Origin of the sequence: Campylobacter sp. 2352 PW (assembly GCF_024723575.1) — a bacterium.
GTDB lineage: Bacteria > Campylobacterota > Campylobacteria > Campylobacterales > Campylobacteraceae > Campylobacter_D.
Genome location: NZ_JANQCX010000001.1, coordinates 13,089 through 26,881, shown reverse-complemented (window position 1 = coordinate 26,881; position 13,793 = coordinate 13,089). Strand labels below are relative to the sequence as shown.

Genomic DNA, 13,793 nt, shown 5'->3' with positions numbered 1-13,793 from the left:
CTTGAAACTAGAAGTTAAATTTGTTTTATTTTACTTATTTGTGGTAAATTTAAGTTAATAATTATCCTAAATTAAGGAGTTTGTTATAAACTAAAATTCCAATTTTTAACAATCTTAATATTTAGTGAAATTTAGTTGCTATTTGCTATATTTGAAATCATAATAAAGGAAATTTTTGAATAGTATTTTTTTAGTGCACAATAAATTTAACGAGTATAAAAAAATTACTTTAAAAGCATATATGGTTAATGCTTTTTTGTTGGTTTTTTTATTGTTTTTATTTTTTTATTTATCTTTTTTAAGCGCTAGTTATAATTTTGATTTTGGGGCAATTTATGAATATAAAGACAAAATGATACAGGGTTTTTTTACGAGTTTTTTTATTAGTGTTTTGTCTTTGATTGTAGGTGTGATTTTTGCTTTGATTTTGTGTTATATGAGTCTTTGTAAAATCGTGCTTTTTAATATGTTTGCAAGAGTTTTTATAGAGCTTATTAGGGGCACACCTTTGCTAGTGCAAATTTTATTGATTTATTATATTTTTGCGGATAATTTAGGGCTTGATAATCGTTATGTTTGTGGAGTTTTGATTTTAGCTTTATTTGCTAGTGCTTATATTTGTGAGATATTTAGAGCGGGGATTTTAAGTGTTGATAAAATGCAATATGAAAGTGCCAAAGCTTTGGGTTTGAGTGAGTTTGAAATTTATAAAAGCGTTATTTTTCCCCAAGCTTTAAAAAATATCTTAGCACCACTAAGCGGACAGCTTAGTAATTTAATTAAAGACAGCTCTCTTTTAAGCGTTATAGCTATTTCAGAATTAACTCAAAATGCCCAAGAAATCAATGCTTTTACCTTTTCAACTTTAGAAATTTACATTCCTTTAGCACTGTGTTATTTGGTTTTAACTTTACCTATTTCTATGTTTTCAAGAAAGCTTGAAAAGAGTTTTTCTTAAAAGAAAAACTCAAGCTTTTGTTCTTTGAAAATTTCTTGCATATCTTTGAGGTATTTTTGACTTAGCTTATCAAAAAGACCATTTTTTTTAGATTTTAAAATAAACTCATTGAATTCTTCTTTTAATTTGGTATTATTTTTATTTAAAGCTATAGCCCATTGCTCAGGTGTTTTTTCAAAAGGGGTAAAAATAGCTTTTGTTTGCTCAGGATGTTTTTTCCATGCTTTATAAATGCTCATTTGATCATAAATAAAAGCATCAGCTTTTGCTTGAATGACTTCTAAAATAGCTGCATTTTCTTTATCAAATACTAGGATTTTTGCATTTTTAAGATTTTTTTGAGCATATAAATGTGCACTTGAACCTCTTTTTAAAGCAAGGATTTTTCCTTTTTGATTTAAATCTTCTATGGAATTAATATTTGATTTTTTAGTGCTTAATATCGCTAAATTTGCCTTAGCATAAGGCAAGGTAAAATCTATTACTTTTTTTCTTTGCTCACTTATGCTCATAGAAGACATGATTAGATCTATTTTTTGAGTTCTTAAAGCAGGTATAAGTCCATCCCAAGCTATGTTTTGAATTTTTAAATCATAGTTTTTTTCTTTGGCAAAGGCTTGTAAAAACTCTACACTAATACCACTTGGATTACCTTTGGTATCACTCATTTCAAAAGGAGGGTAGGCTAACTCCATACCTACGATTAATTCTTTTGCATGAAGTGTAAAAAACAAGCTTAGTAAAAAAAGTATTTTTTTCATTTTTTAACTCCAAATTTAGCTAAGGCTCTTTCATAATCTTCTTTTGTATCTATACCTATGCTTTGACTTTGTATTTTTAGCATTTTGATTTTTTTGCCATTTTCTAAGGCTCTTAATTGTTCTAATTTTTCACATTCTTCCAAAGCTGAGTTTTTCAAAGTGCAAAATTCTTGTAAATTTTTAACTCTATATGCATAAATTCCAAGATGGGCTTTAAAATTTTGTTTATAATTTACCCTTTCATAAGGAATTTTAGATCTTGAAAAATACAAAGCATAATCATTACTATCAGTAACTACTTTAACCAAATTTGGATCATCACAAGCTTTTGCATCTACTTCTTTATAGCAACTACTCATAAAGCAAAGCTCATCTTCAAAAGCTTTTTGACTAAATTCTTTAAAATCTTTAATATTTTGTGTTTCTATAAAAGGCTCATCGGCTTGGACATTGATGATTAGCTCGTTGTTATTTAGTTTTAAAATTTGACAAGCTTCGTTGATCCTATCAGTGCCACTTTCGTGATTTTTACTTGTTAAAACTGCTTTTATATTATGTTTTTGCGCTATTTTTAAAACCTCTTCATCATCAAGTGCCACGCACACTTCATCAACTTCTTGCATTTTTTTAGCTGTATAAATAAACATAGGTAAATTATCAATCTCACATAAAATTTTATTTTCAAAACGACTTGATTTTAATCTTGCTGGTATGATTATCATTGTTTTATCCATTCTATAATAGTTTGTTTTAGATTTTCAAGTTTGCAAACTTGATTTTGCTTTTGTGTGCTTGTAAATAAGCTTGTGATATTTGGATGAATTTCTTGTTTAAATTCTTTTGCAAGTTCTTGCATGCAAGCTTGTTCATCTTGGCATTCTTTATTATAAATTGCTTGATACATACTTGGGGTAAATTTACTCCATTGTGCTGTGGAAGTAATAAGCGTAGTGGTGTTAGAATCAAGCATTTTAAAGCAAGTGCAAGTGTGAGGGTCTAAAAGTCCTAAGTGGCTGTATTGTTTGATATATTGCATGCACTCATTATCATTGCAAAAATCAGCTTCAAAGTCTTCTTGTAAAAGCTCTAGCTCTTTTTGGCTAAGCTCATAATATTTTTCATTCTTTAAAGCTTGCATTAACTCTTTGGTGCGTTCATCTTTAAATTTATCAAAAAGCAATCTTTCTATATTTGATGATATGAGTATATCCATAGCAGGAGAAATAGTCTTTTGTAAGCTTTTATTTCTTAAATCATATTTGCCTGTATTAAAAAACTCACTTAAAATATTATTTGAATTGGAAGCAATTTTAATTTTGCCTATATTTGCTCCCATTTTTTTAGCATAATAAGCTCCCAAAGCATCGCCAAAATTTCCACTTGGAATGATGATATCTATTGTTTTATCGATTTTTAAACTAGCATAGTAATGATAGATGATTTGAAAAAGTATTCTTCCAAAATTAACTGAATTTGCAGCACTTAGACTTAACTTTTCTTCTTTTAAAGTATTTTTAAAATCCTCATCATTTAAAAGCGCTTTTAGAGCATTTTGCGCATCATCAAAATTACCTTCAATGGCTATGGATTTTAAATTGCTTGCATTTGAATGTGTCATTTGTAAAGCTTGAGTTTTACTTGTGCCTTCATTTGGGTAAATGCAAACTACTTTTATGCCTTTTTTATTTTCAAAGCTTTTTAATGTTGCAGGCCCTGTATCACCACTTGTAGCGCACATGATTAAAAAATCATCATCTTTTTTTAAGTGTTCTAAAAGCACGCCAAAAGGCTGTAAGGCCATATCTTTAAAAGCTCTTGTTGGTCCATGGAATAATTCATTAATATAAAGCTTATCATTGATTTTTTTCAAATTAATAGGGCAGGTTTTATCATCAAAACTCTCATAAGTTTTCAAAGCTTTTTCAAAAACTTCAAGCTCTAAATCAAATTCAAATGCAGCGATGATTTTTAAAGCTAATTCTTTGTAGCTTAAATTTTTTAAAGCTTCATTATTAAGCTTTGGTAGATTAAGTGGCGCATATAAAGCATTATTAGGTGCACTAGGGCTAAGTAAGGCTTTTGAAAAGCTTACTTGATGGTTTTTATCTTGGGTTGAGTGTAGCAACATTTTCTTCCTTTTTGTTAAATTTATCAATATAATTTTGCAAAACTTGCTTAAAGTTATCTTTTAAAACAATATCAAGATGAATAAGTTCAGTTTTAAAGCCAAAATCTTTTACTTTCACATAGTCTTTAAAGGTTAGCATCAAGGTGTCGCAATTGTGTTTTTTTAAAAGTTTTTTTAATTCTTCTTTTTTGAAAGTATAATGATCGGCAAAAAAATAACAAGCCCTAGCTTTGATAAAATGCTCATACAACCTAAAAGGTTTTGCAATGGAGCTTATTAAAACTGCTTTTTGATTTTCTTTTACATGAGAATAACGCACAAAGTCTTCATTTTCTTTAGCTATAAAATCAGCCCTTTTAGCAAAAGATTTTGGCAAACGATAAGCCCCGCTAGGTAGGGTAAAACCAAAAAATGGCTCATCTTTACTTTGCAATAAAATATTAAGCTTTTTAATGTGAAATTTAGAAAAAGCATCGTCTAAAAGTATGATCTTTGCTCCAAGCTCGATAGCTTTTTGTATGCCTTTAACCCTATCTTCGCTTACTATCACTCCATTAATGTGCTTTGTAAGTGCATATTCCATAGCTTCATCGCCACTTTCTTTAATATCGCACAAAATTTCATCTTTATGCTTAACGATGATTAAGCCTTTACTTTGTCTTTTATAGCCTCTTAAGATGATAAAACAATTTTCAAACTCAGCTGCTATGGCTTTACAAATGGGAGTTTTTCCATTGCCTCCTAGGGTTAGATTGCCTATGCTTATAATGGGTAAATTAAAATCAAGTTCTTTTTTAAATTTAGTATTTAAAATCGCTATGATCATATATAAAAAGCTAAAAGGCAAAAGCAAAAAGGCTAGAGTTTTTTGCAAAAAATTAGGTTTAAAAAAATAGCGATCAAGCCAAGTCATATGCATTCTTTAATGTTGTTGGAAGTTTTCTTTTAAAGGCATTATTTTGCACACGTTCTAAGACTAAATTTTTTAAATTCTCATCAAAATTTTCCAAGCTTTGATTATTTTCTAAAGCTTTTAAAACTTCATCTAAAACTTCATATTTATAGCCAAGATCTTTTTCATCGCTTTGATTTGGCCAAAGATCAGCGCTAGGAGCTTTTTGTATGAAATTTTCATGTACACCCATAAATTTAGCAAGTTCAAAAACTTCACTTTTATAAAGTGTAGCCAAAGGATTAAAAGCACAAGCTAAATCCCCATAAATAGTCCCATAACCAAGCATAAGTTCGCTTTTATTAGAAGTGCCTACTACCAATGCATTGTGTAAAGCCGAATAATCATAAAGCAAACTCATACGCACTCTTGCAGCTAAATTTCCAAAGCGTAAAGGGTTTAAGTCTTGACAAATTTTTTCATAAGCACAAAGTACTTCATCAATATAAATAATCTTATGATGAATTTGCAAATCTTTACAAAGCATTAATGCATCATCTAAATTTTCTTTTTTAGAATGTTTTGTAGGCATTAAAAGCACAAAAAGTTTTTCACCTATTGCTTTTTTGCAAAGATGAGCTACTAAAGCTGAATCTATCCCACCACTTAAACCTAAGATGAGATTTTTATCCCCTGCTTGTTCTTTTATAAAATTGATCAATAATTCTTGTAATTTTGTATAATTCATAAAAAATCTTTAAATATTAATTTTTTAAAATTATATTTGATTTAGTTAAAAGGAAGTTTATATGCGTATTTTAAAACAACCATGCGGAATGTATGAAACAAATTGTTATATTATAGATCATAATAACAAGCAAATTATCATTGATCCAGGTGAAAATGCTTATGAGTTTATCAAAGAAAACGCAAGCAAACCTTTAGCTATTTTAAATACTCATGGTCATTATGATCACGTTTATGATAATGCTAAAGTTAAAAAGGTTTATGAAATTCCACTTTTTATCCATAAAGATGATGCTTTTATGCTAAAAGATCCTTTTAATTATGGTTTTGAGCATTCAAATGCTGATGTGTTGATAGAAAATGAAAATGAATTTAGTATAGATGAGTTTAAGTTTAAATTTCATCATTTTCCAGGGCATACTCCAGGGTGTTGCATGATAGAACTTGTGGGTGAAGATGTGCTTTTTAGTGGGGATTTTTTATTTTATCGTAGTATTGGTAGATGGGACTTTCCTTACTCAGATGCAGCCAAGATGAAAGAGAGTTTGCTTAAAGTTTTAGCTTATGAAAAAGATTTTAGATTACTTCCAGGGCATGGAGAAGAAAGCACTTTAAAAGAAGAACAAAAAGCAATTCCTGCTTGGTTAAGGTATTTTCACTAATGGATAAGGTTTTATATTTTTTAAGTTTTTTGCTGATTTTAAGTGCGGTTTTAAGTTTTTTTAAACCTAAAGAAACAAAAAAGAAATTTTTTCACAAATGCCCATGTTTTAGAGCGGTGGAAAATGGTTTAATGAGTAGAATTTGCATTTATGCAGGAAGTTTTGGTTTTATGTATTCTGTGCTTTATATTGGTTTTGGAGTGTATGATAAAAAGCTTTTTGTGATTTTGCTTTTATCTTTTGCGATATGGTATTTTGCTTGGGTTTTAAAAAAAGAGTAAAAAACTATCATTAAAAATGTTAAAATACTTTTTTAATTATCAAAAAGGGTATCAAAATGAGAAAAAGCATAGCAGAATGGCAAAAACAAGAGCTACTTTTACTTTCTTTGCCTCATGAAAATAGCGATTGGAAGCCTTATTTAGAAGAGATTTTGCAAAGCTATGAAGAATTTGTTAAAGCTGTGGCAGATTTTCAAAAAGTTTTACTTATAGCGCCAAGTGAAAAAGATTTTCAAAGATTTAAACATATAAAAAACGTTGATTTTTTTAAGTGTGATACTAATGATACTTGGATTAGAGATTTTGGTGCAATTGATGTGCTTGAAGATGATAAACTCATAGGGCTTGATTTTACTTTTAATGCTTGGGGCGATAAATTTCAAAGCACTTTAGATAATGCGGTAAATTCAAAACTTTTTGCGCAAAAATTATCTGGAAAATTAGAAAAAATTGATTTTATCTTAGAAGGTGGGAGTATTGATTTTAATGGGCAAGGAGTAATGCTTACAACGAGTGCTTGTTTGTTAAATGAAAATAGAAATTCACATTTAAATAAAGAGCAAATTGAAGCTAAATTAAAAGAAATTTTTGGCTTAAAACAAATTATATGGTTAAATCATGGTTATATAAAAGGCGATGATACTGATCATCATATAGATACTCTAGCAAGATTTATCAATGAAAAAACCATTGCTTATTGTGTGTGTAAAGATGAAAATGATGAGCATTATAAGCCCTTAAAAGCTATGGAGGAAGAACTTAAAAAAACAGGGTTTGATTTATTAGAGCTTCCTTTACCTAAGCCTTTGTATTTTGAAGGTAAAAGACTTGGTGCTACTTATGCAAATTTTGTTTTTGTTAATGGTGGCTTGATAGTGCCAACTTATAATGATGAAAACGATGCTTTGGTATTAGAAAATTTACAAAAAACATGCAAAGATAGAAAAGTAGTAGGGGTTGATGCAAGAGTGTTTTTAAGACAAAATGGTTCTTTGCATTGTTCTTGTCAAAACCGCTATGAAGGTCAAAGATGAATTTGCAAAAAAGCGCAACCATCATCGCAAGTGTATGTGCTATTTTTTTAGCTATTGTTAAATTTATAGTAGGTTTAGCTTCAGGTTCTGTTGCAGTGCTTTCTAGTGCGATTGATTCTTTGCTTGATTGTGTGATTTCGGGTTTAAATTTTTTAGCTTTGAAAAAAAGCTCTCAAGGATCTAGTAAAGAATATAATTTTGGCCTTAGTAAAATTGAAGCATTAATGGGGCTTTTTGAAGGTCTTGTTATTAGCGGGATTGGGGTTTATATTTTTTATGAGAGTGTTTTGAAAATTCACAATCAAGAAAGTGTAGAAAAACTTGATCTTGGAATTTTTATCATGGCTTTTGCTATGGCTGTGACTTTGTGTTTGGTGGTTTTTTTAAATTATGTTGCTAAAAAAACAAAAAGCTTGATTATAAAAGCTGATAGCTTGCACTATAAAATAGACTTTTTAACTAATGCTCTAACGCTTTTAGCACTTGTGATTATAGCTTTTACAAATTATCATTTTATTGATGGTTTGTTTGGTATAGCTATAAGTTTATATACGATTTTTTCAGCTTTTAAAATTATAAAAGAAAGTTCTAAAATTTTATTAGATGTGGCAATTGATAAAGAGCAAGTTGAAGTGATTAAGCAAATTATAAGTGCAAATAAAGAGGTCAAAAGCTTTCATCATTTAAAAACTAGAAAAAGTCCTGATATACTTTATGTTAGTGTGCATTTAGTTTTTGAACCTACAATATCACTTTTAAAAGCTCATAAAATCGGTGATGAGATTGAAGATAGTATAAGGGAGCATTTTAAAGATGATTTTTGGAATATCCATATACACTTAGACCCTTATGATGATTCAGAAGAAGAAAGGAGTAAAAATGAAATTAGCACTCATACAGCAAGAATTTAAACAAAATAAAGAAAAAACTATAGAAAAAACATGCGAACTTATCAAACAAGCAGCAAAAGAAAAGGCTGAGCTTGTATGCTTGCAAGAACTTCATCAAACGCAGTATTTTTGTCAAAGTGAAAATACAAACTTTTTTGATTTGGCAAATGACTATGAAGAAGATGTTAAATTTTGGTCTAATGTAGCTAGGGAAAATAAAGTTGTTTTGGTAACTTCTTTATTTGAAAAAAGAAGCGCAGGGCTTTATCATAATACTAGTGTGGTATTTGAAAAAGATGGCTCCATAGCAGGTAAATACCGTAAAATGCACATACCTGATGATCCTTGTTTTTATGAAAAGTTTTATTTTACTCCAGGTGATTTGGGTTTTGAACCTATACAAACAAGTGTTGGAAAACTTGGGGTTTTAATATGCTGGGATCAATGGTATCCTGAAGCTGCTAGGTTAATGACTTTAAAAGGAGCTCAAATTTTGATTTATCCTACTGCTATTGGTTGGTTTGATAAGGATGAAAAAGAAGAAAAACAAAGACAGCTTGAAGCTTGGATAGGTGTGCAAAGAGGCCATGCTATAGCTAATGGCTTACCTGTAGTAGCTATTAATAGAGTGGGTTTTGAAAAAGATGAAAGCGGTGTGGAAGATGGCATAAGATTTTGGGGAAATTCTTTTGTTTTTGGGGCTCAAGGCGAAGAGCTTTTTAGAGCTGATGATAAACAAGAGCTTTGTAAAATCATTGAAATTGATATGCAAAGATGTGAAAATGTGCGTAGGTGGTGGCCATTTTTACGCGATAGACGCATAGAGTATTTTCATGAATTAAATAAAAGATTTATTGACTAAAAGGAGAAAAAATGAAAAAAGTTTTAGTGCCTTTGGCAAAAGGTTTTGAAGAAGCTGAATTTATAGGTATAGCTGATGTTTTAAAAAGAGCAGGAGAAGCTAGTGGAAATTTAGAAGTAATTATTGCTTCACTAGATGATGAGCTTTTGGTACAAGGAGCTAATGGAATTTGCATAAGGGCTGATGTGAGTTTATCTAGTGTTGATCAAGAAAATTTAGACGCAATTGCTTTGGCGGGTGGATTTGAAGGTATGATGAATTTAAAAAATAATCAAGCTATCATAAAAATCATACAAGATTTACATGCTAAGAAAAAAATCGTAGCAGCTATTTGTGCTTCACCTATGGTGTTAGCTAAAGCAGGGGTGATAAATGGGGAGTTTTCTTGCTATCCTGGTTGTGAAGTGGGTATTGAAGGTGTAAGAGTAAATAAAGCAGTTGTGGTAAATGAAAATGTCATCACAGCAGCTGGGCCTGCTACAGTTATTTTGTTTGGTTTAGAGCTTGCTAAACATTTATGCTCAGAAGAAATTTATCAAAAACTTTATGAAGGTATGCTTGTTCCTTTAACAAAATAAACCCTCGCTAATGAGGGTTTAGCTTACATTTGTTTCATAAGCTTAGTGATTTCACCCTCATGAGGAAATCTATCTACTTCGCAGTTAAATAAGTCTTTTTTAGAGTAAATGATTTTGCCATCTACTTCTACTATAAAATGACCACCACCTTTTTCTATGGTAGAAATTTGCGCATCTTTGAATTCGTTTTGTATTTCTTCTGCAACCCTTGCAGCTTGTGGTTTGTAATTTCAAAGATTACAATAATAAATTTTTACTTCCATTTTTTACTCCTTTTTTGAAAGTAAGCTATTATACATTTTTTATGCTTGTAAGTTTTAAATTTAAGGTTTTTTTTTATAATAATAAAAAAATACAAGGGAAAATATGAGCCAATTTACACATTTACATTTACACACAGAATATTCTTTACTTGATGGAGCAAATAAACTCAAAGAGCTTGCTAAAACGCTAAAAGCACAAGGTGCAACAAGTGTTGCTATGACTGATCATGGAAATATGTTCGGGGCTATTGATTTTTATAAAACAATGAGAGCTGAGGGGATTAAACCTATCATAGGGCTTGAAGCATATTTACATAATCATGATGATTTAAGTGATAAAAGCTCAAGACAACGCTTTCATATTTGTTTGTTTGCTAAAAATGAAATTGGCTATAAAAATTTGATGTATTTAAGCTCGCAAAGCTATATACATGGTTTGTATTATTACCCAAGGATTAATAAAAAGCTATTAGAAGCACATAGTGAGGGTTTGATTTGCTCGTCTGCGTGTTTGCAAGGTGAGGTTAATTGGCATTTAAATACCAAAAATGAAAGAAATTTAAAATTTGGCGCAAAAGGTTATGAAGGCGCAAAAGAAGCTGCGCTTTGGTATAAAAAGGTTTTTGGAGATGATTTTTACCTTGAGATTATGCGTCATGGCATTGATGATCAAAAATTTATCGATGATTCTATCATCAAACTTGCTAAAGAGCTTGATATAAAAATCATCGCAACTAATGATACGCATTATACTTTCAAAGAAAGAGCAGCTGCACATGAAGTATTTATGTGCATAGCTATGGGGGTTAAGCTTGATGATCCAGGGCGTTTAAGACATGAAGTGCATGAGTTTTATGTAAAAACACCAGAGCAAATGAGCGAGCTTTTTGCTGATATTCCTGAAGCCATTGAAAATACTCAAGAAATAGCTAATAAATGCAACCTAGAATTAAAACTAGGCGATCCAACGCCACCAAATTTTAAATTTACCCGTGAATATGCGAAAAAATATGGCTTAAGTTTAAGTCAAGAAGATCAAGAATTTAGCTTTGATAATGATGATATAGTTTTTGAGTATCTTTGTAAAAAGGGCTTAGAAGAAAGACTTCAATTTATCGATGAGAGTAAACATCAAGAATATAAAGATAGGCTTGATTTAGAAATTAGTATTATTAAAAATATGAAATTTTCAGGTTATATGCTTATCGTTCATGATTTTATTGCTGCAGCTAAGGAAAAAGATATACCAGTTGGCCCAGGGCGTGGGAGTGCTGCGGGGAGTTTGGTTTCGTATTGTTTGAAAATTACAGATTTAGATCCCATACCTTATAATCTTCTTTTTGAGAGATTTTTAAATCCTGAGCGTGTATCAATGCCCGATATTGACGTGGATTTTTGCCAAGATAGAAGAGGGGAAGTGATTGATTATGTTATTGATAAATACGGAGCTGAAAAGGTTGCACAAGTCATTACCTTTGGTAAGCTTTTAGCAAAGGGAGTAATCCGTGATGTGGCTAGGGTTTGTGATATGAGCATACCTGATGCGGATGCTTTGGCAAAATTAGTTCCTGAAGAGCTAAAAATCACTTTAGAAAAAGCCTATGAGCAAGAACCAAAAATCGCTGAATTTGTAAATTCTCATCCAAAAGGACGTCAGGTTTGGGACTTTGCTAAAGCACTAGAGGGTTTAAATAGAAACGCAGGTATGCATGCAGCCGGAGTTGTGATATCTAATGAAGCTTTGTGGAATAAAGCTCCTCTTTTTAGACAAAGTAAAAATGATGAGCGTCATTTAGTTACGCAGTATTCTAAAGAATATCTTGAAGATGTGGATTTAATCAAATTTGACTTTTTGGGTTTAAAAACTCTTACGGTGATTGATAATGCCATAAAGCTAGTTAAAAAACGCTATGGTAAAGATGTAATATGGGAAAAGATTGATATGAATGATCCTAAGGTTTATAAAACCATACAAAGTGGTAATACCTTGGGCATTTTCCAAATAGAATCAGGTGGTATGCAAAGTTTGAATGCTAGGTTAAAGCCTGAAAGATTTGAAGATTTAATCGCGGTTTTAGCTTTATATAGACCAGGCCCACTTGATAGTGGGATGGTGGATGATTTTATCGATATCAAGCATGGTAGAAAGGCTGCAACTTATGCATTTGAAGATTTAAAACCTATACTTGAAAATACTTATGGGGTTATAGTTTATCAAGAGCAGGTTATGCAAATAGTGCAAAAAATCGGTGGTTTTTCTTTGGGCGGGGCTGATAATGTGCGCCGTGCTATGGGTAAGAAAAAAAGAGAAATTTTGGACAATCTTAAAGCAGAGTATTTAGAAGGAGCTAAAAAGCAAGGCTATGATGAGAAAAAGGCTGATGATTTGTTTGAGCTTATTTTGAAATTTGCTGAATATGGTTTTAACAAATCTCACTCAGCTGCTTATGCACTTATAACCTTTCAAACAGCGTATTTAAAGACTTATTATCCAAGTGAATTTATGGCTGCGCTTTTAACAAGTGAAGAAAGCAATGTAGATAAGGTCGCAAAATATATCGAAGAGATGAAAAGAATGAACATCAAGCTTTTGCCACCAAGTATTAACAAAGCTCAAAGAGAATTTAGCGCAACTAAGCTTGAAGATGGTTCTGAAGCTATTATTTATGGGCTTGGAGCGATTAAAAGCGTGGGAATTCCTGCGATAGAAAATATCATGGCTATTCGCAAGGAAGAGGGCTTTAGTGATTTTGATGATTTTATAAGCTCGATTGACCCAACTAAGATCAATAAAAAAACCATAGAAAATTTAGCTAAATCAGGTGCTTTTGATGAGTTTGGCTATACTAGAAAATGCTTGGTGGATAATCTTGAGCTTATTTCAGAAACAAGTAGGAAAATTGCTGAAGTTAAAAGAAACTCTACTGCTTCACTTTTTGGAGAAGAGGAAATAGCTGCAGATATCAAAGTAGGGCTTCATGATAGTAAAATTGAATTTGAATTAATGGAAAAACTAGGCTATGAAAAAGAAATCTTAGGAATTTATGTATCAGGCCACCCTTTGGATAAATTTGCAAGTCAAATAGAAGGCATAGAATATTTTAAAAGTATGGACTTTGAAACACTCAAAGGCGAAGGTGAGCTTTTGGTTGTAGGAAAGATCGAAGATTTTAAATCAATGATGAGTAAAAGTGGTAAAAGATATGCTAAGGCTGTGGTTTTAGACTTTTATTCTACTTTTGATATGATTATTTTTGAAGCTTTAGTAGAAAAAGTTGAAGCACTTTTTAAAGAAAGCAAGGATGAAGCCTTTGCTTTTTTACTAAGATATAAAAACAACGACAATGACTTAAGCTTTAGTCTAAATGAAATTTACACCCTAGAAGAAGCAAAGGAAAATGAACTAAAATCTTTTAGTAAGAAAAAAAGCTTTGCAAAAAAAGAAAACAAAGAAGAGTTCACGCAAGAGCCTATGAAATTTGAAGAAAATATCATAGAACTTGATATTAACAAGCTTAGCAAAGATATGGTGTATGAAATTTATGATCTAGCTAATACAAGGCACAATCCAAAAGATACTAATAACAAAAAGCTTGTGCTAAAAGTGCTTGATATGGGTAGTTGCTTACTTTATCATACAAATTTTGTTCTCTCGCAAGAAGCTATGGATGTGATAGCTCAAAAATGTAAAGGTTAAAATATAGACATTAAAAGTCCATTTTATATAGTATAATTAT

The 13,793-nt window shown here is 30.9% G+C and carries 14 protein-coding genes; 8 read left to right on the top strand and 6 right to left on the bottom strand.

Going from position 1 to position 13,793, the window contains the following annotated elements; all coding sequences use genetic code 11:
• Nucleotides 1-241: 241 nt before the first annotated feature.
• Nucleotides 242-958 (top strand): amino acid ABC transporter permease, encoded by a 717-nt coding sequence (locus CAMP5121_RS00150; protein ID WP_263724880.1) that lies wholly within the window; start codon nucleotides 242-244, stop codon nucleotides 956-958.
• Here the strand turns inward: CAMP5121_RS00150 and CAMP5121_RS00145 are convergent.
• From CAMP5121_RS00145 to CAMP5121_RS00125, 5 genes are read right to left on the bottom strand one after another with little or no spacing between them, the layout of a single operon-like run.
• Nucleotides 955-1,719 (bottom strand): transporter substrate-binding domain-containing protein, encoded by a 765-nt coding sequence (locus CAMP5121_RS00145; RefSeq protein ID WP_263724861.1) that lies wholly within the window; start codon nucleotides 1,717-1,719, stop codon nucleotides 955-957. The genes CAMP5121_RS00150 and CAMP5121_RS00145 overlap by 4 nt on opposite strands.
• Entirely contained in the window at nucleotides 1,716-2,441 is a 726-nt protein-coding gene (gene kdsB / locus CAMP5121_RS00140) for a 3-deoxy-manno-octulosonate cytidylyltransferase (protein WP_263678650.1), read from the bottom strand. The genes CAMP5121_RS00145 and kdsB overlap by 4 nt, the downstream gene beginning before the upstream one ends.
• Complete coding sequence (gene thrC, locus CAMP5121_RS00135; RefSeq protein WP_337214446.1) at nucleotides 2,438-3,847, bottom strand: threonine synthase; 1,410 nt, start codon at nucleotides 3,845-3,847, stop codon at nucleotides 2,438-2,440. Before thrC ends, kdsB begins: the two co-directional genes overlap by 4 nt.
• Entirely contained in the window at nucleotides 3,822-4,760 is a 939-nt protein-coding gene (locus CAMP5121_RS00130) for a tetraacyldisaccharide 4'-kinase (protein ID WP_337214445.1), read from the bottom strand. The genes thrC and CAMP5121_RS00130 overlap by 26 nt, the downstream gene beginning before the upstream one ends.
• On the bottom strand, nucleotides 4,747-5,487 hold the full coding sequence (locus CAMP5121_RS00125; RefSeq protein ID WP_263724864.1) for an NAD+ synthase: 741 nt from the start codon (nucleotides 5,485-5,487) through the stop codon (nucleotides 4,747-4,749). The genes CAMP5121_RS00130 and CAMP5121_RS00125 overlap by 14 nt, the downstream gene beginning before the upstream one ends.
• A gap of 61 nt (nucleotides 5,488-5,548) precedes the next feature.
• Between CAMP5121_RS00125 and CAMP5121_RS00120 the strand changes: the two genes are divergently transcribed.
• Genes CAMP5121_RS00120 through CAMP5121_RS00095 form a run of 6 tightly spaced genes read left to right on the top strand, consistent with a single transcriptional unit; the run spans nucleotide 5,549 to nucleotide 9,793 of the window.
• Nucleotides 5,549-6,148 (top strand): MBL fold metallo-hydrolase, encoded by a 600-nt coding sequence (locus CAMP5121_RS00120; RefSeq protein ID WP_263663228.1) that lies wholly within the window; start codon nucleotides 5,549-5,551, stop codon nucleotides 6,146-6,148.
• Nucleotides 6,148-6,429, top strand: coding sequence for a hypothetical protein (locus tag CAMP5121_RS00115; RefSeq protein WP_263678641.1), 282 nt, complete (start codon nucleotides 6,148-6,150; stop codon nucleotides 6,427-6,429). Before CAMP5121_RS00120 ends, CAMP5121_RS00115 begins: the two co-directional genes overlap by 1 nt.
• Nucleotides 6,430-6,485: 56 nt before the next feature.
• On the top strand, nucleotides 6,486-7,463 hold the full coding sequence (locus tag CAMP5121_RS00110) for an agmatine deiminase family protein (protein WP_337214444.1): 978 nt from the start codon (nucleotides 6,486-6,488) through the stop codon (nucleotides 7,461-7,463).
• On the top strand, nucleotides 7,460-8,374 hold the full coding sequence (locus CAMP5121_RS00105; protein WP_263663231.1) for a cation diffusion facilitator family transporter: 915 nt from the start codon (nucleotides 7,460-7,462) through the stop codon (nucleotides 8,372-8,374). Before CAMP5121_RS00110 ends, CAMP5121_RS00105 begins: the two co-directional genes overlap by 4 nt.
• On the top strand, nucleotides 8,343-9,215 hold the full coding sequence (locus CAMP5121_RS00100) for an N-carbamoylputrescine amidohydrolase (RefSeq protein WP_263702028.1): 873 nt from the start codon (nucleotides 8,343-8,345) through the stop codon (nucleotides 9,213-9,215). The genes CAMP5121_RS00105 and CAMP5121_RS00100 overlap by 32 nt, the downstream gene beginning before the upstream one ends.
• A gap of 11 nt (nucleotides 9,216-9,226) precedes the next feature.
• Nucleotides 9,227-9,793 (top strand): DJ-1 family glyoxalase III, encoded by a 567-nt coding sequence (locus CAMP5121_RS00095; RefSeq protein ID WP_337214443.1) that lies wholly within the window; start codon nucleotides 9,227-9,229, stop codon nucleotides 9,791-9,793.
• Nucleotides 9,794-9,816: 23 nt separating this feature from the next.
• Here the strand turns inward: CAMP5121_RS00095 and CAMP5121_RS00090 are convergent, their stop codons facing one another.
• A complete protein-coding gene (locus CAMP5121_RS00090; RefSeq protein ID WP_257396702.1) occupies nucleotides 9,817-10,056 on the bottom strand; it encodes a SelT/SelW/SelH family (seleno)protein in 240 nt (79 codons plus the stop codon).
• A gap of 103 nt (nucleotides 10,057-10,159) precedes the next feature.
• Here CAMP5121_RS00090 and dnaE point away from each other — a divergent pair, with 103 nt between their 5' ends.
• Nucleotides 10,160-13,753, top strand: coding sequence for a DNA polymerase III subunit alpha (dnaE, locus tag CAMP5121_RS00085; protein WP_337214442.1), 3,594 nt, complete (start codon nucleotides 10,160-10,162; stop codon nucleotides 13,751-13,753).
• Nucleotides 13,754-13,793 lie beyond the last annotated feature (40 nt).